Genomic DNA, 15510 nt, shown 5'->3' on the forward strand with positions numbered 1-15510 from the left:
TGGAGAAAGTGTTGCAGCTGTCAGGCCTCAATGGGCGAAGGCCCAGTGCAACAAAAGGCCCTTATAGGGCCAGAGGAAACCACCCGTTTTACGGTTGGTTTTGATAATAACTATATTGTAAAACTATATAGTATATGTTAAATTATAGATAACCGATAAACAAGGAGGGACTCAGCGATGAAAATCATTCACCTGCATCTATTTGAACAAGCCTCGGACCTGTTGTTTCGCTGTCAGCTGTATTTGGAAAAGGATGAAAGCTTCTGGCTTTCCGATCAGCTGACTCTCCATCGCATCGTGAGCCAGGATCAAGAAATTGCCTTCGAAGCAGGTCCCTCAGAACCGATGCTATTCCGCTCGGCTGCCCGCAAGATTACGCCGCAGATCGTTCAGGCAGGGGAAATCGAGATCGAATATCAAGGACAGCCGGCTGGATGGGGGAACGTCAACCGCTCCGATCTGCTGGCCCTCAACACTTATTCCGTTTACTATCCGCAGTCGAAGACCTTGTCCCTCATTCCGTTTCCACTGACATATCAAGGCCGGCCGGGACAGGTCATGCTGGAAGGACACTGGGATGAAGCTCAGAAGGCCTGGTTTTCTTCAGGGCTGGCCGGGGATCCCGGCAATGTCGTGATCTATAAGTCGGAAAGCAAACTGACGCAGGAAAATGCCGCAGTGCAGTTTATCTATTTCAATCCGGATGAAACGGAAATCATTTCCCGCATGGTCGAGGAAGTTGAACAAATTCTGATGGAATATCAGACAGCCTATGGCGCGCGGGAGCTGCCGCAGCGAAAAATGATATCTTTGGATATTCCCGACTATCAAAATGCCGGCGCTTTCCAGCGTGGGGAGTGGACGTTTTACACGCGGATTCTGCCGGAAGATTGTTCTCAAATCCAGGAACATGCCGATCGGATGATTGGCTTGATGGCGCATGAACTGGGTCATCTCTGGTTTACCGGCGCCGACGTTTCTTCCTGGGAGGACTGGCTGAATGAAACAGGGGCGGAATGGGCTTGCCTGCGTTACTTGATGAAACACGGCCCGACCTGGCTGCTAAAGCAAAAATTGAACATGCTCGTTTCCACTTATGCACCGCTGCGGCCGATCCGTACACCGGAAGGAAAGAACGATGCAAAAAGCATCCATCAAAAAGGAACGGCTTTGTTTTTAAAGCTGGCGTTTGATCAAGGAATGACGGTCGTCGATCAAATTCTTTCCTTGTTAGCGAACCTGACGGTTAAGTCCACGGCAGCTCTGCTGGAAGCAATCCGCCGGGAACTTTCCCCGGAGCTGGCCGCGGAGATCGAAAAATTTCTGGATCAGGCTGATTTTGGACTGCACGGGGAGGATCCAATCTTAAAGAAATGGATTGAAGCCGTAAGTCAGGCATCCGCGGAATAAAACAGAAAAATCAAAGTAAGAAAGAAAAGTTGATTTTAGGATACTAAAAGAGGAGCGCACACTCCTCTTTGTTGTCTATGTCAGAATCTGGGGCAGAAGACAATTTCGTCCATGCTTTCCCCAAGATCTTTAGAACATCCTGATCGGAGAAAGTTAGATTGATTTCCCCGCGACATAACCGGTCTGCGCGGCTTCCAGGACACTGCCGATCCCCTGAGCGTCGCCGATTTTGACGGATTTACCCACATTCAGTATCCATTCCGCCGTTAGGCAGCCATCCGTGCCGCCGATGATCCCAATGGTTTTGCCTGTCGGTTTACCCGCAGCGCTTTCTTGGCGTTTGTGACCAGTGGTTTGTCAAAGTCCGGAATCCGCAGAACTTCTGGCAGAACACCGGTGACGACGATGACGACGTCTGGATTCAGATGCGCGACTTCCTCGCAGATGATCCTGTCACAGGCGCTCTACTCGACGCAGGCTTCTTTGATCAGCTCCCACCGGGTCGATAATTTTCCGGCGATCGCGGAGTGGTCGATGCGTTACCGGCGTCAGCTTCAGGAATACATCCAGCGCCATGATCCCGACTTAAGTGAAAGCGAAGCCCGGACCCGGGCGAACGTCGTCCATTGTCTGCTCAACAGCTATGCGATGCGTTATGCCGATCGGCTGCAGCGCTTCACCTATGATGCCAAACCGTTCCGTGCCATACTTTATTCCTTATTAAAATTGGAAGATTACAATACCAAAGATCCGCTGTCGTCCGCCGTTTGATCTGTTTTTCAATTCCTTGGGAAATTCTGTCAGAATTTCCTTTTTTCTTGTGTTTTCCGGTTGAAATGTAAAATTGAATATGGTAATCTAAACATGCTTGTGTGAAAGCACAGCTAGAGGCGCGGAGATTAAGAGTACGCTGATGGAGGCCGAAAGCCTAAGAAGTCAGCCGGAAAGGATGATCCGCCGAAGTCGCTTTGTCATAAAAGCGGCTGGGGACCTGTCGAACAGGTAGGTCACTGTCTTTGTAAAGATGCCATTTTACAAAGGAGCACTATCTTAAGGCATATAGGGATGAATGATGATTTCCATTGATCTTTACATGTTTTAGGATGTAAAGATTTTTTTGTTAAGGAGGAAATTGTATGCGCAAGAAAACTGCCACATCATTCAAAATGCCCCATACCTATGTCATTATCTTCGGCATGGTCCTGTTGACCGCGCTGTTGGCGAACATTGTGCCGGCCGGGGAATTCACCCGTGTTCTGGACGAAGCCAGCGGCAAGATGGTCGTCGTCGCCGATTCATTCCATTACCTGCCGAAAACCGGCTGCAGTCTGTTTGAAATTTTTACTTCGATTCAGTTGGGCTTCATCGACGGTGCTCAGATCATTTTCTTCATCGTCTTTGCTTACGCCTTTGTTTATATGTTATTGAAAAACGGAACGTTCGACGCGGTCGTCGGCGCCGTTTTGCGAAAGATCGGCAACCGCGTACACCTGTTGATTCCGATCTGCATGATCGCCTTCGGAATCCTCGGCTCGACCATCGGTCTGTTTGAGGAAACCTACGGTCTGCTTCCGATCTTCATTTCGATCGCGATCGCGCTGGGCTTTGACGCCATCGTCGGCGGTTCGATCGTGTATATCGCAGTCGCGGTCGGCTTTGCGGCGGCGACGATCAATCCGTTTACGATCGGCATCGCTCAGGAAGTTTCTCAGGTTCCGCTGTTTTCCGGTCTGGGTTATCGGATCTTCTGCTTTGTTATTTTCATGGGCATCTCGATCATTTATGTCTGGCGCTATGCGGAGAAGGTCAGAAAGCATCCGGAAAAATCAATTCTGGCCGGTGAAAATCTGAATTTCCGCGAAGTCGGTACCAAGGAAGAGTTGATGAAGCGTGATTTTACGCTGACGCAGAAAATTTCCGGGCTGTGCTTCATTTTCACCGTGGTCATGCTTTTGATCGGCACGATCAAGCTGGGCTGGTATATCAATGAAATCGCGGCGCTGTTCATCATCATGATGCTTGTGATCGGTCTGGTGTCCCGGTTTACGCCGAGTCAGATCGCGCAGTATTTCATCGAAGCGGCGAAGGATATGATGTTCGGTGCATTGATTGTCGGACTGAGCCGGGCGATTCCGGTCATCATGGACAATGCGCACATCATCGACACGATTGTGTACTGGCTGTCGACCGGCTTGGCGCAGTTTCAGGGCATTGCGAGCGCGATGGGCATGTTGTTTGTGCAGAATATCATTAACTTCTTCATTCCGTCCGGCGGCGGACAGGCGGTCGTCACGATGCCGATTTTAGCGCCGGTTTCTGAAATGGTCGGCTTGAGCCGGCAGATCGCAGTTCTGGCTTTCCAGTTCGGCGACGGGTTCTCCAATATTTTCTGGCCGACCTCCGTCTTTATGATGTGCGGAATTATGGGCCTGCCCGTCAACAAGTGGTATAAGTTTGTGACGCCGTTGTTCGGTTTATTGTTCATCGCGGAAATTGTGCTCTTAACGATTGCCGTGCTGATCGGATACTAGACGGGAGGAAATCACGATGGAAAAGAACTTGGAAACGCTGCGCGAGGCGCTGTTTGCGCGGGAAGCGGAAATGGCTGAACAGTTTGAACGAGTCCGCGATGAAATCTACGCCCATCCGGAACTGGGGTGTGATGAGGTCTGGTCGTCGCAGTATTTGTGTGAAAAAATGCGCGGCTATGGCTTTGCGGTCACGCAGCCTTACGGCGGTCTGGCAACGGCGTTTCGCGCCGAGCTGAACTGCGGCGACGGTCCGAAAATCGCTTTCCTGGCAGAATATGACGCGCTGCCGGGCTATGGTCCGGAGCATAACCAGAACGCCCATGCCTGCGGTCATAACTGGATCGCAGCTTCAACGCTGGGCGCGGCCGCCTTGCTGGCGCAGATCAGCGAAGAATTCAGCGGTACAATCGTTTTGATCGGCACACCGGCGGAAGAAACGCTGGGCGGCAAGTGCGACCTGGTTGACGCGGGCTGCTTTGACGATATTGACGCGACATTTCAGATGCATTTAGGCGCGGAAAACAACATTCATGTCGTGTCGCTGGCGATGGATTCCCTGCAGTTTGACTTCACCGGGAAAGCGGCGCACGCCGCGGCGTATCCGCATTTAGGCATCAATGCTCTGGATGCTGTCCAGCTCACGTTTGCCGGGATCAACGCTCTGCGCCAGCACATGCAGAGCGACGCAAGGGTGCATGGAATCGTAACCAACGGCGGAGCGGCGGCCAACATTGTGCCGGAAAGCGCGTCCTGTCAGTTCTATATCCGGGCGAAATCCCGCGCTTATCTGGAAGAATTGACGCAGCGGATCATCAACTGTGCCAAGGGTGCGGCGCTGATGACCGGCGCGTCGTTAGCTTATCATAACTTTGAGAATTCGTATGACGATCTGGTATACAGTGAGCCGCTGCGAAAGCTGTTGAAGGAAAATCTGGAAGCGCTGGGCGTGACCCATTTTGTGCCGCAGTCCAACGAAGCCTCCGGCTCGACCGATATCGGCAATGTCTCGCATGTTTGTCCGACGGTGTATTGCGAAATTGAAACCGACGCTTGTCCGCCGGTGTATGCGCACAACGAAGATTTTCTGGACTATGTTCATGGTCATGCCGCCGATCACTCGCTGCACACAGCGATTAAAGCGATGGCCTTCAGCGCGCTGCAGGTCTTTCTGAACCCGGAACTGTTAAAAGGCTGACTGTAAAGCGTTCCCAACGCTCAGGAATCAGCGGAATTCAGAAGTTTCCAAAACAATCGACAAAATAAAGCCAAGAGCCGCGGTAAGCGGCTTTTTTAACACACACGATGAAATGGCTGAAAACTTTGGCATTCAGTCTGAAAAAGCAAGCGAAGCCTTATCCGAGTGCAGGCGGGGCTTGTGTTTGCCGTGAGAGATGTTTATAATCGGATTGAAGTCATCGGACTTGAAGGAGGAATTGAACAATGCAGAGAATCGTAACCATTCAGGATATTTCCTGCGTCGGCAAATGTTCGCTGACCGTGGCGCTGCCGATCATTTCGGCGATGGGCGTGGAAACAGCGATCATCCCGACGGCGGTGTTGTCGACCCATACAATGTTTCAGAACTATACATTTCATGACCTGACCGACGAAATCGCGCCGATCGCACGGCATTGGCAGCAGGAACAGATTGATTTTGCGGCGATCTATACGGGATATTTAGGATCGAAACGGCAAGTTCAGCTGATTTCTGATTTCTTTGATCAATTCAAATCTGAGGATAATTTTATCTTTGTGGATCCGGTCATGGCGGATAACGGCAAGCTTTATCCACTGTTTGACCTGGACTTTGCCGCCCAGATGGCCAAGCTGTGCGCCAAGGCGGATATCATCGTGCCGAATCTGACGGAAGCATGCTTTCTGACGGGGACGGAATACCGTGAGCACTATGACGAGCAGTACATCGAAACGCTGCTGGATAAGCTGGCCGCTTTGGGAACAAAACGTGCGGTCGTTCTGACCGGTGTGGCTTTGGAACCCGGCAAGACCGGCGTCGCCGGCCGGGATCTTGTAAGCGGGAAGAAAATCCGCTATGTGCATGACCGGATCCCTGTCAGCTACCATGGAACCGGGGATATTTTCTCAAGCACGACTGTCGGCGCTCTGGCACTGGGAAAAAGCTTGCAGGAAGCGCTGGAGATTGCGGCCGACTACACCGTCGCTTGTATCCGCGAAACGATGGAACACGACGCTGAAAAGAAATACGGCGTGAATTTTGAACGGGTACTGCCGCAGCTGATCCGCCGTCTCGGTTTATAAAAATAGAAGAGGCGAACAAAATTTAAAGCTTTTGCATCTATGGGAATCCTTCTCAGTATTTTGACGTCCTGCATACCATAAGAGATTCCTGCATCATAGAGGACATTGACGATGATATCCAGCGTGATCAACGACAATCCAGTTAAGAAATAATCACCTGTTCTGATAATTCCTGGTGGGATAAAAACTATAAAACAGAAGAAAAATGATTGAAAACAAGCGGACAGATTGGTAAAATTACATTGACTGGAAATAGCTGTTGTGCTATTATTATCACGTTGTATGCCCCTCTGATGGCTGCAACCGCTCATAACAGGGTTTTAAGACGGGAAATCGTCCCCTGCGCTGGCGAGTCTCTTTCAGAAATACATGAGAATATGAACGGAGGTGCAAGTCATGTACGCAGTAATTGAAACAGGCGGAAAGCAGCTGCGCGTTGAAGTCGGCCAGTCGATCTATGTAGAAAAGCTGGACGTTCAGCCGGGTGAAGAAGTCGTCTTCAACACCGTTGTGCTCTATGCCAACAGAACAACAAAAATCGGTACGCCGTATGTCAAGGGTGCTAAGGTCACCTGCAAAGTTGAGAAGCAGGGCAAGGAAAAGAAGGTCACGATCTTCAAGTACAAAGCCAAGGACGGTTCTTCTCACCGCAAGCAGGGCCACAGACAGCCATATACAAAGCTGACCGTTGAAGCCATTGAAGCTTAAGTCTCATGATTCGGATCAAGCTGACTGAACGTCAGGGAAAGGCGGAAACCTTACTGGCGGAGGGTCATGCGGGCTACGCTGAAATGGGACAAGATCTTGTCTGCGCCGGCGTCAGCTGCATTACGATCGGAACCAATAATGCTTTGGATGAATTAGCGCCCGGTACGTTTCAAACGGAAACCCGGGAGGGATATCTGAAAATCCGGATTCTGAATCTGGACGATCCGACAGCCCAGCTGATTCTCCGAACAGCCTGGATTCAGCTGCAGACCATTGCAGAGAGTTATCCAGAATTTATAAAACTCAAAAAACAGGAGGTGTAAGCCATGAAGTTAGTATTGAACATTCAGTTGTTCGCTTCCAAAAAGGGTGTCGGTTCTACAAAGAACGGCCGTGATTCTCATTCCAAAAGACTGGGAGCCAAGAAGGCGGACGGACAGTTTGCGACAGCCGGTTCAATCTTATACCGTCAGCGCGGCACAAAGATTCATCCGGGTGTGAATGTCGGACGCGGCGGCGATGATACCTTATTCGCAAAAGTCGACGGAACTGTAAAATTCGAGCGCGTAGGCAAGGACAAGAAGAGAGTTTCTGTCTATCCAGCAGCGTAAGTTAACAAAATCCCCGGTTGGGGATTTTTGTTTGAAGAAGTACGATCGAGGTTATTCTAAGAGGAAAGGAGGCGTTTTCCATGTTTATTGATCGTGTTAAAATGAAACTCAAGGCCGGCAACGGCGGCAACGGATTGGTTGCGTTCCGGCGTGAAAAATATGTACCCCTGGGAGGACCGGCAGGAGGGGACGGCGGCGACGGCGGCGATATTATTTTTGAAGCTGACAGCAACAAGTCAACCTTACTGGATCTGCGCTATTCCAAGCAGCTGACCGCGGGCAACGGCGGTGTCGGCAAGCCGAAGAAAATGCACGGCGCGGATGGCGACGACGTATTGGTCAAGGTTCCGCTGGGCACGCTGGTGAAGGATTTGGCGACCGGCGGACTGATCGCCGATTTAACAAAACCCGGCCAGCGCGCAGTCATCGCCAAAGGCGGCAAGGGCGGCCGCGGCAACTGGCACTTTGCTACCGCCCGCAACTCTGCGCCGGAATATTGCGAGCAGGGCGAAGACGGCGAAGCCAAAGAAATTCAGGTTGAGCTGAAACTGTTGGCGGACGTCGGACTGGTCGGCTTTCCATCCGTCGGCAAGTCAACGTTATTATCCGTTGTCTCCAAGGCTCGCCCGGAAATTGCGGATTATCCGTTTACGACGATCACGCCGAATCTGGGCATGGTCCAGGTCCCGGACGGCCGTTCGTTTGTCATGGCGGATTTACCGGGTCTGATCGAAGGCGCCAGCGAAGGCAAGGGGCTGGGACATCAGTTTCTGCGTCACATCGAGCGCTGCCGGGTCATCGTGCACGTCGTGGACATGGGCGCCAACGACGGCCGCGACCCGATTGAGGATTACAGAATCATCAACAAGGAGCTGGAACAATACGAACTGCGCTTAATGGAACGGCCGCAGGTCGTGCTGGCAAACAAGATGGATCTGGAGGGCGCGGAGGACAATCTGAAGCGTTTTAAGGAAACCTATCCGGACGTTCCGGTATATCCGGTGATCACGCTGATCGCGGAAGGGCTGGACGAGGTTCTTTACAAAGTCGCGGATCTGTTGGAAACGACGCCGGAATTCCCGATGACAGGTGAAACTGAAGTTGAGGAAGGCGTATTGTATAAGTTTGTACCGAAGGCACCGGATTTCATCGTTACCAATCTGGGCAATCACCAGTGGCGGCTGGAAGGTCCGAAGGTCGAGAAACTGTTCAAGATGACTGATTTTGAGGTTGAGTCGCAGGTGTATCGGTTCGGTCAGTCGCTGCGCAAGCTGGGTGTCGATGAGGTGCTGCGGCAGAAGGGCGCGGAGGACGGCGACCTCGTCTTCATCAACGATTTCCAATTTGAATTTGTCGAATAAGCAATCAGAGGCCGTTTGCGCCTCTTTTTCGTTGGCCATAGATCGGACCAGAGGGAAATGGGATTTCTGGCTTGAAAAAAGACTTAAACAAACGATCAGTTTTTGAGTGGGAAGGAGAATGAAATGATGGCGACCATACGGTTAGCTCAGCGGCAGGATTTACCGGATTTACTTCAGCTTTATACGTATTTAGGCGATAACCCCATCCCGGCGTTGGATGATAAACTCATGCGGCTGTGGCAAACGCTGCTGAACGATCCGCAGACAGCGATAATCGTGGCTGAGAGTCAAGGCCATGTAGTCTCAACCTGCACACTGACGATCATCCGCAATCTGACGCATGATCAGCGGCCCTGCGGGATCATCGAAAATGTGGTGACGGATCCGCGGTATCGGTGTCAGGGCTTAGGCCGGAGGGTCTTGGAGGAAGCGGTGCGGATCGCCTGCGAGAATCATTGTTACAAAGTGCTGCTGACAACGGGCTCCAAGCGGGAAGGTACGCTGCGTTTTTATCGTGAGGCGGGATTTAATGATCAGGATAAAACCGCCTTTGTGCGCTGGCTGTAAACGGATCCTGATTCTAAGCCGGACGCGAAGTTTTTTATTTCCTCGTTTTTTACTTCTTCATTGGTATTTTCTTTCAAGACGTCAAACGGAGGAGCGGAAACGCCGGGAAACAGACAAGTGTTGGTTAAGCCTGAGGCAAGCCTTCGTCAGTTTCCTGATTAGCTGTTTCGTTTGCGCTTGTTTTATGGTAAAATAAACGGCAGGTGATAACATGATAGCAATGATTAAAGGAACGGTTTTTGCCGTGGGTTTGGATTGGATCATAATCGAAAACCAGGGTATCGGATATAAAGTGTTCTTTTCCCGTCCGGAGACGGTCCGGCTGAATCAGGAAGTGCGGGTCTTTACTTACCAGCACGTGCGCGAAGAGGAGTTCAGCCTGTTCGGCTTTTTGTCGATGGAGGAACAGGACCTGTTCATCAAGCTGATTTCCGTCAAGGGTCTGGGGCCGAAGACGGCGATGAATATGCTGGCGGCATCGACGTATCAGCAGATGGTGCAGATGATCGAGCATGGCGATGTCGCGGCGTTAAAAAAGATGCCGGGTATCGGTGCGAAAACCGCGTCGCAGATCATTTTGGATCTGAAGGGCAAGCTGGTTCGCGAAGAAAGTGCTGAAGGCAAGTCCAGTCAGGCGATCGAAGACGCGCTGGAAGCGCTCAAAGCATTGGGCTATAAGCAAAGCGAATTGAGCGGGTTATCGAAAATGATGCGCGAGCATCCGGATAAGACGACGGACGAATATGTGAAATTAGGTCTGCAGCATTTGCTGCAGCGGAAAAGAGGGGGATAAGGGATGGACGAGGAACGGCTGCTTTCCGCGCTGCCGGAAGCGGGGGATGATGAGTCGTCGCTGCGGCCGCAGCGGCTGGCGGATTATATCGGTCAGACCCAGCTGAAAGAAAACCTGAAGGTTTTTATCCAGGCGGCGCTGCAGCGCAATGAAACGCTCGATCACGTCCTGTTGTACGGGCCTCCGGGATTGGGCAAAACGACGCTGGCCTACATTCTGGCCAACGAAATGGGCGGCAAGGTGCGCACAGCCAGCGGTCCGAGCATTGAACGCAGCGGCGATCTGGCGGCGATTTTGTCAACGCTGGAGCCGGGCGACGTGTTGTTTATCGACGAAATTCACCGGCTGCCGAAGATGGTCGAGGAAGTGCTGTATCCGGCGATGGAGGATTTCTGCATTGATATCGTTGTCGGCAAGGATTCCGGCGTGCGCTCGATCCGCCTGGATCTGCCGCCGTTTACGCTGGTCGGCGCAACGACGCGGGCGGGCGATCTGACGGCGCCGCTGCGCGATCGCTTCGGCATCGTCAATAAGCTGGAATATTATGACGAGGATCAGCTTTCACAGATCGTTTCGCGGACGTCGCGGGTGCTCAATGTGGCGGCGGACCCGGAAGCGGTCAGGGAGATTGCCAAGCGCTCCCGCGGTACGCCGCGAATTGCGAACCGTCTGCTGCGCCGCGTGCGGGATTTTGCGCAGGTGCTTAACGGCGGCGTGATCAGTCTGGACGTCGCGCAGACAGCGCTGGATCGGCTACGGGTCGATTCACTCGGCCTGGACGACGTCGATATCCGCTATCTGCGGGGGATTATCGAACGCTTCCGCGGCGGTCCGGTCGGTTTGGAAGCGCTGGCTTCCAGTATCTCTGAGGAACCGATGACGCTGGAAGATGTGTATGAGCCGTATCTGATTCAAATCGGCTTTATCAACCGGACGCCGCGCGGCCGGGTCGCGACGCCGAAGGCTTACGAGCATTTAAAAATTGCTTATCATGATCAGCTGTTCGATCTGTAAGCAGAAAATCAAAGGGAAAAGAAGATTCGTTGAATAAAAGGACGCAATGACCGTGTCCTTTTTTGTTTTTCATGAGGGAATTCTGCATCGTCCTGGATCCGATCTTCGATCTAATTCCGTTTTCATTGATTTCAAGCGGGGATCTCTATCTTCACAAGGCAGAATCTGACTGCGTTTGCGGAAATTGAATTCCTTCGTCTTGTTGAGAATGCAAAAAAGCAGACGGGGAAACCAATAAAAAAGGATCCCCGCTTCCGACGCTTGCCGTTTGCAAAGATCCAGATGAATTTCAATGATTTTACAGTGCTCTGCACCCCGTTAAATCCGATCCGCCGGTCTGACCTGCAGGCGGGAAGCACAGTGCAGCCGATCTTCGCCCTGACAATAGCGCAGCGCACCTTCCTCGTTCAGCACCACCGGCATCCGGTCGTGGATAGCGGAGAGTTCCGGCAGCGCCGGGCGGGTCATAATGACGAAGTGCGGACCATCCGCTTCCAGACGGTAGAAACCGGCCATGCACAGCATCGCCTGATCCGGAAGGGTGAACAACATCTTTTTCCGGCTGGGCTTCTCCCATTCATAATAACCGCTGGCACAGATGACGCAGCGGCGCTGACGCAGGCTTTCGCCGAACATCCGTGAGCGCGGCGCGGTTTCCGAGCGGGCGTTGATCACCAGCCGTTTCTGCGTCGGATGGGTAAATCCCCAGCGCATGGCGGCCGGAACCAGTTCTTCCCCCTGCTCAGACAACAGGTAGACCGGCGTCCGCTGCGATGGAAAAACCTCGCCCAGACTCAATTCCGATAGCGGCTCGTCGCCCAGCTGCCGCTCAAGCAAAGCCAGCAGCGAGCGGATCCGCGCGTTGTTCTGATCAAAGAATAAATAACGTCCGCACATCGCTTCACCCTCATTTCTCGATAAACCAGCGGTTTTCACAAAAGTACAGATACCGCCGCTGCCCGTGGGAAAACAGGCAGGTATAGCGCAGACCCGCGCCGCCGCTTTTTAAGGAAGCCGCAGGACAACGCTGAACAATTTTCTCTATCTTATATTTTAACCCGTTTTCCCAAAGAATAAACAAGGGAATGAAACTGCCGTCGTCTTCCCAGTTGCCGTTTACCCGAACATACTGCTTTTCCATGAAATCCTCGCTCCTCTCTGTCTTATATTTTACTTGATTATTATTCAATTTCAAGCGGTACATGAACAAATTTAAAGGATAAACCTGGAATACTTGAAAAAAGTTCCGATTAGTCGTTGAAAAAACAGAAAGATTCCGTTACAATGAAGCCAGGGTGGTGATTCCGATGTATTTTAAGGAAAACCTGAGATATCTCAGAAAGAAGTATCATATTACACAGAATGACCTGGCGGAGAAATTCGGCTATAAATCATTTACGACGATTCAGAAATGGGAAGACGGTACCTCAATGCCGAAAATGAGCATCCTGCAGCAGCTGGCGGACTTTTTTAACCTGACGATTGAACGGCTGATCAACCAGGATCTGACACGCGATGAAATGTCAGGCGTGCGGGTGCCGGTGTTGGGCAGCGTCAAGGCAGGCTATGATCATCTGGCAGAACAGATTGTTGAAGATTATGAATGGGTCAGCCCGGATGAAGCCCGGGGCGGCGAATATTTTTATCTCGACGTCGTCGGGGATTCGATGAAAAACGCCCGGATTGAGGAAGGCGACCGCGTGTATATCCATCGTCAGAATTCCGTGGATAACGGGCAGATCGCCGTCGTCCTGCTGGAAAACGACGAAGTAACGCTTAAACGTGTGTTCTATAAAGACGGCGATATGATCCTGCAGCCGGAGAACGACGCTTACGAACCGATCGTCGTGCCGTTAAAAGACGTCATGGACCGCCGCGTGCAGATATTGGGACGGCTGGTTCACAACAAGATCCGCTATTAACATCAAAAGCGGGGATAATCTGAAAGAAAAAGGAAAGACCGTGAACGGATTTGAATTGAAAACTGAACGGTCTTTTCGTTTGGGTTTTGTTGCAATGACAGCGGTTTCAAGGTAAACTTATACAAGAAATGAAGGTGGAAGCATGGAAAAATATATTATGGCGATCGACCAGGGAACGACCAGCACCCGGGCGATTTTATTTGATCAGCAATGTCAGATCCGCGCGCAGGCACAGAAGGAATTTACACAGTATTTCCCCAAGCCCGGCTGGGTTGAGCATGACGCAACGGAGATCTGGCTGAGCGTGCTGGCCGTGATGGCGGAAGTTGTAATGGCCAGCGGCATCGACCCCGTTCAGGTAACGGGGATCGGGATTACGAATCAGCGCGAAACGACAGTCGTCTGGGACAAAACGACCGGTCTGCCGATCTATCATGCGATCGTGTGGCAGTCGCGGCAGACGGATAAGCTCTGCGACCAGCTGAAAAAAGAAGGGCTGGAAGACTGGATTCGCGGGAAGACCGGACTGGTCATCGACCCGTATTTCTCGGCGACGAAAGTCAAGTGGATTCTTGATCATGTCCCGGGCGCGCGGAAGCGGGCGGAAAACGGCGAGCTGTTGATGGGCACGATTGATACGTGGCTGGTGTGGAAGCTCAGCGAAGGACGCTGTCACAGCACGGATTATTCCAACGCTTCGCGGACGATGATGTATAATATCTTCGATTTGAAGTGGGATGCGGAGATTCTGGCGAAGCTCGATATCCCCGCAAGCATGCTTCCGCAGGTTCAGCCGTCCAGTCAAATTGTCGCGACGACGGCGCCGGTGCATTTTTTCAACCGGGAAGTCCCGATTGCCGGGGTCGCAGGCGATCAGCAGGCGGCCTTGTTCGGCCAAGGCTGCTTTGAGGAAGGCATGGCAAAAAACACCTACGGCACCGGATGCTTCCTGTTGATGAACACTGGCGCGAAGCCGGTCGTTTCCCGTCATGGCTTGGTGACGACGTTGGCCTGGGGTGTGGACGGCAAGGTGAATTACGCGCTGGAAGGCAGTATTTTCGTCGCCGGCAGCGCGATCCAATGGCTGCGGGATGGGTTGAAGATGATCCGCACAGCCCCGGAGAGCGAAGCGCTGGCGACCTCGGTGTCCAGCAGTGAAGGCGTGATCGTCGTTCCGGCGTTCGTCGGATTGGGTGCGCCGTATTGGGATGATAAAGCCCGCGGGGCGATCTTTGGTCTGACCCGCGGCACAACGCAGGCTCATTTAGCGCGGGCAACGCTGGAATCGCTGGCATTCCAGACCCGCGACGTATTGGAAGCGATGCAGAAGGATTCCGGCATCCGCTTAAAAACACTGAAGGTTGACGGCGGCGCCGTGCGCAATAATTATCTGATGCAGTTTCAGAGCGATCTGCTTCAGACACCGGTGGAACGGGGAAAAATCAATGAAACGACAGCGCTGGGCGCGGCTCTGTTAGCCGGTCTGGCCGTCGGTTTCTGGAAAGACCGGCAGGAGGCGCTGGCCGGGCTGCAGCTCGACCGCCGCTTTGAGCCGCAGATAGAACAGGACCAGGCGGACGAGGATTACCGCCGCTGGCAGCAGGCCGTGGCGTGCTGCTGCCAATATCATCCTGAAGCTTAAAGGGAATCCGGAAATAAACAAAGAACAGGAGAATTGGACCCATTCATGGTATTAGATAAAGAAGGCTTTAATCAATGGGCGGCGCAGTATGATCAAACCGTCGCTCAAACTCAGGCTGACAGCCAGTATCCGTTTGCCGGCTACGATGCCGTGCTTCAGGCGATTGAAACGATCGTTGCCGCAAAGCCGCAGCCGGAGGTGCTGGACGCGGGTTTTGGCACCGGCGTTCTGACCCGGCGGCTGGCAGAGCAGGGCGCCCGGATTACCGGTTTTGATTTTGCTCTGGCGATGGTTGAAACTGTCCGGCGCCAACTGCCGCAGGCAGAATTGTTCGTGCATGATTTTAATGACGGCTGGCCGGCAGTGCTGGCGGAAAAACAGTTTGATTTTATCGTGTCCACGTATGCGCTGCATCATCTCAGCGTGGCTGGGCAAATCGCCTGGATTCAGGAAATGCTCGGCCATCTCAAGCCCGGCGGCCGGGTGCTGATCGGCGACGTCGCGTTTGACAACGCCGCGGCGCTGCACGCATGCCGCGATCAGGCAGGAGAGCGATGGGACACGGAAGAAATCTATCTGACCCGGGAACAGCTGGAACCCGTCTTTGCACAACAGCTGCAATGGCGGCGCTGTTCATTCTGCGCGGCGCTGATGAGCTTCGGCGCTGACTGAAG

General features: G+C 52.5%; 17 protein-coding genes, 1 riboswitch and 1 other annotated feature. Of the genes, 15 read left to right on the forward strand and 2 right to left on the reverse strand.

The window, feature by feature from the left end; genetic code table 11:
- Window positions 1–177: 177 nt before the first annotated feature.
- The 12 genes from I2D94_RS12585 to ruvB all read left to right on the forward strand — a co-directional run bounded on the left by I2D94_RS12585 (window position 178) and on the right by ruvB (window position 11272).
- Window positions 178–1410, forward strand: a complete 1233-nt coding sequence (locus I2D94_RS12585; RefSeq protein WP_195397120.1) for a M1 family aminopeptidase — start codon at window positions 178–180, stop codon at window positions 1408–1410.
- Window positions 1411–1815: 405 nt separating this feature from the next.
- Window positions 1816–2181 carry a hypothetical protein gene (locus tag I2D94_RS12590; protein WP_195397121.1) on the forward strand — a complete coding sequence of 122 codons (366 nt, stop codon included), beginning with the start codon at window positions 1816–1818 and terminating at the stop codon, window positions 2179–2181.
- Window positions 2182–2287: 106 nt separating this feature from the next.
- A riboswitch (Lysine riboswitch) is annotated at window positions 2288–2466 on the forward strand.
- A gap of 80 nt (window positions 2467–2546) precedes the next feature.
- Entirely contained in the window at window positions 2547–3941 is a 1395-nt protein-coding gene (locus I2D94_RS12595) for a YfcC family protein (protein WP_195397122.1), read from the forward strand.
- Between the two features lie 16 nt (window positions 3942–3957).
- On the forward strand, window positions 3958–5136 hold the full coding sequence (locus I2D94_RS12600) for a M20 family metallopeptidase (protein ID WP_195397123.1): 1179 nt from the start codon (window positions 3958–3960) through the stop codon (window positions 5134–5136).
- Window positions 5137–5381: 245 nt separating this feature from the next.
- On the forward strand, window positions 5382–6218 hold the full coding sequence (locus I2D94_RS12605; RefSeq protein ID WP_195397124.1) for a pyridoxamine kinase: 837 nt from the start codon (window positions 5382–5384) through the stop codon (window positions 6216–6218).
- A gap of 291 nt (window positions 6219–6509) precedes the next feature.
- Window positions 6510–6584 (forward strand) — a sequence feature (ribosomal protein L21 leader region).
- A gap of 30 nt (window positions 6585–6614) precedes the next feature.
- Window positions 6615–6926, forward strand: a complete 312-nt coding sequence (gene rplU, locus I2D94_RS12610; protein WP_006060525.1) for a 50S ribosomal protein L21 — start codon at window positions 6615–6617, stop codon at window positions 6924–6926.
- A gap of 5 nt (window positions 6927–6931) precedes the next feature.
- Window positions 6932–7249, forward strand: a complete 318-nt coding sequence (locus I2D94_RS12615; protein WP_195397125.1) for a ribosomal-processing cysteine protease Prp — start codon at window positions 6932–6934, stop codon at window positions 7247–7249.
- 3 nt (window positions 7250–7252) lie between these two features.
- Window positions 7253–7537: a 50S ribosomal protein L27 gene (gene rpmA, locus I2D94_RS12620; protein ID WP_006060527.1), complete on the forward strand. Its 285-nt coding sequence runs from the start codon at window positions 7253–7255 to the stop codon at window positions 7535–7537.
- A gap of 80 nt (window positions 7538–7617) precedes the next feature.
- A complete protein-coding gene (gene obgE / locus I2D94_RS12625) occupies window positions 7618–8898 on the forward strand; it encodes a GTPase ObgE (RefSeq protein ID WP_195397126.1) in 1281 nt (426 codons plus the stop codon).
- 123 nt (window positions 8899–9021) lie between these two features.
- Window positions 9022–9465 (forward strand): GNAT family N-acetyltransferase, encoded by a 444-nt coding sequence (locus I2D94_RS12630; protein ID WP_195397127.1) that lies wholly within the window; start codon window positions 9022–9024, stop codon window positions 9463–9465.
- 211 nt (window positions 9466–9676) lie between these two features.
- Window positions 9677–10258 (forward strand): Holliday junction branch migration protein RuvA, encoded by a 582-nt coding sequence (gene ruvA / locus I2D94_RS12635; protein ID WP_195397128.1) that lies wholly within the window; start codon window positions 9677–9679, stop codon window positions 10256–10258.
- Window positions 10259–10261: 3 nt separating this feature from the next.
- A complete protein-coding gene (ruvB, locus tag I2D94_RS12640; RefSeq protein ID WP_195397129.1) occupies window positions 10262–11272 on the forward strand; it encodes a Holliday junction branch migration DNA helicase RuvB in 1011 nt (336 codons plus the stop codon).
- A 318-nt stretch (window positions 11273–11590) separates the two neighbouring features.
- Here ruvB and I2D94_RS12645 read toward each other — a convergent pair whose 3' ends face one another.
- Window positions 11591–12169: an SOS response-associated peptidase family protein gene (locus I2D94_RS12645; RefSeq protein WP_195397131.1), complete on the reverse strand. Its 579-nt coding sequence runs from the start codon at window positions 12167–12169 to the stop codon at window positions 11591–11593.
- 10 nt (window positions 12170–12179) lie between these two features.
- Window positions 12180–12413: a hypothetical protein gene (locus I2D94_RS12650; RefSeq protein WP_006060537.1), complete on the reverse strand. Its 234-nt coding sequence runs from the start codon at window positions 12411–12413 to the stop codon at window positions 12180–12182.
- Window positions 12414–12579: 166 nt separating this feature from the next.
- Between I2D94_RS12650 and I2D94_RS12655 the strand changes: the two genes are divergently transcribed.
- The 3 genes from I2D94_RS12655 (at window position 12580) to I2D94_RS12665 (ending at window position 15508) form a co-directional block, all read left to right on the forward strand.
- A complete protein-coding gene (locus tag I2D94_RS12655) occupies window positions 12580–13194 on the forward strand; it encodes a LexA family transcriptional regulator (protein WP_006060538.1) in 615 nt (204 codons plus the stop codon).
- Between the two features lie 142 nt (window positions 13195–13336).
- Window positions 13337–14836, forward strand: a complete 1500-nt coding sequence (glpK, locus tag I2D94_RS12660; RefSeq protein ID WP_195397132.1) for a glycerol kinase GlpK — start codon at window positions 13337–13339, stop codon at window positions 14834–14836.
- A 45-nt stretch (window positions 14837–14881) separates the two neighbouring features.
- Window positions 14882–15508, forward strand: coding sequence for a class I SAM-dependent methyltransferase (locus tag I2D94_RS12665; protein WP_195397133.1), 627 nt, complete (start codon window positions 14882–14884; stop codon window positions 15506–15508).
- Window positions 15509–15510 lie beyond the last annotated feature (2 nt).

The organism is Holdemania sp. 1001302B_160321_E10 (genome assembly GCF_015552275.1).
GTDB lineage: Bacteria > Bacillota_I > Bacilli_A > Erysipelotrichales > Erysipelotrichaceae > Holdemania.

Excerpts from the sequence above, each read along its gene's own strand:
- I2D94_RS12585 (WP_195397120.1), top strand. The coding sequence starts at position 178 with ATGAAAATCATTCACCTGCATCTATTTGAACAAGCCTCGGACCTGTTG.
- I2D94_RS12590 (WP_195397121.1), top strand. The coding sequence starts at position 1,816 with ATGACGACGTCTGGATTCAGATGCGCGACTTCCTCGCAGATGATCCTG.
- I2D94_RS12595 (WP_195397122.1), top strand. The coding sequence starts at position 2,547 with ATGCGCAAGAAAACTGCCACATCATTCAAAATGCCCCATACCTATGTC.
- I2D94_RS12600 (WP_195397123.1), top strand. The coding sequence starts at position 3,958 with ATGGAAAAGAACTTGGAAACGCTGCGCGAGGCGCTGTTTGCGCGGGAA.
- I2D94_RS12605 (WP_195397124.1), top strand. The coding sequence starts at position 5,382 with ATGCAGAGAATCGTAACCATTCAGGATATTTCCTGCGTCGGCAAATGT.
- rplU (WP_006060525.1), top strand. The coding sequence starts at position 6,615 with ATGTACGCAGTAATTGAAACAGGCGGAAAGCAGCTGCGCGTTGAAGTC.
- I2D94_RS12615 (WP_195397125.1), top strand. The coding sequence starts at position 6,932 with ATGATTCGGATCAAGCTGACTGAACGTCAGGGAAAGGCGGAAACCTTA.
- rpmA (WP_006060527.1), top strand. The coding sequence starts at position 7,253 with ATGAAGTTAGTATTGAACATTCAGTTGTTCGCTTCCAAAAAGGGTGTC.
- obgE (WP_195397126.1), top strand. The coding sequence starts at position 7,618 with ATGTTTATTGATCGTGTTAAAATGAAACTCAAGGCCGGCAACGGCGGC.
- I2D94_RS12630 (WP_195397127.1), top strand. The coding sequence starts at position 9,022 with ATGATGGCGACCATACGGTTAGCTCAGCGGCAGGATTTACCGGATTTA.
- ruvA (WP_195397128.1), top strand. The coding sequence starts at position 9,677 with ATGATAGCAATGATTAAAGGAACGGTTTTTGCCGTGGGTTTGGATTGG.
- ruvB (WP_195397129.1), top strand. The coding sequence starts at position 10,262 with ATGGACGAGGAACGGCTGCTTTCCGCGCTGCCGGAAGCGGGGGATGAT.
- I2D94_RS12645 (WP_195397131.1), bottom strand. The coding sequence starts at position 12,169 with ATGTGCGGACGTTATTTATTCTTTGATCAGAACAACGCGCGGATCCGC.
- I2D94_RS12650 (WP_006060537.1), bottom strand. The coding sequence starts at position 12,413 with ATGGAAAAGCAGTATGTTCGGGTAAACGGCAACTGGGAAGACGACGGC.
- I2D94_RS12655 (WP_006060538.1), top strand. The coding sequence starts at position 12,580 with ATGTATTTTAAGGAAAACCTGAGATATCTCAGAAAGAAGTATCATATT.
- glpK (WP_195397132.1), top strand. The coding sequence starts at position 13,337 with ATGGAAAAATATATTATGGCGATCGACCAGGGAACGACCAGCACCCGG.
- I2D94_RS12665 (WP_195397133.1), top strand. The coding sequence starts at position 14,882 with ATGGTATTAGATAAAGAAGGCTTTAATCAATGGGCGGCGCAGTATGAT.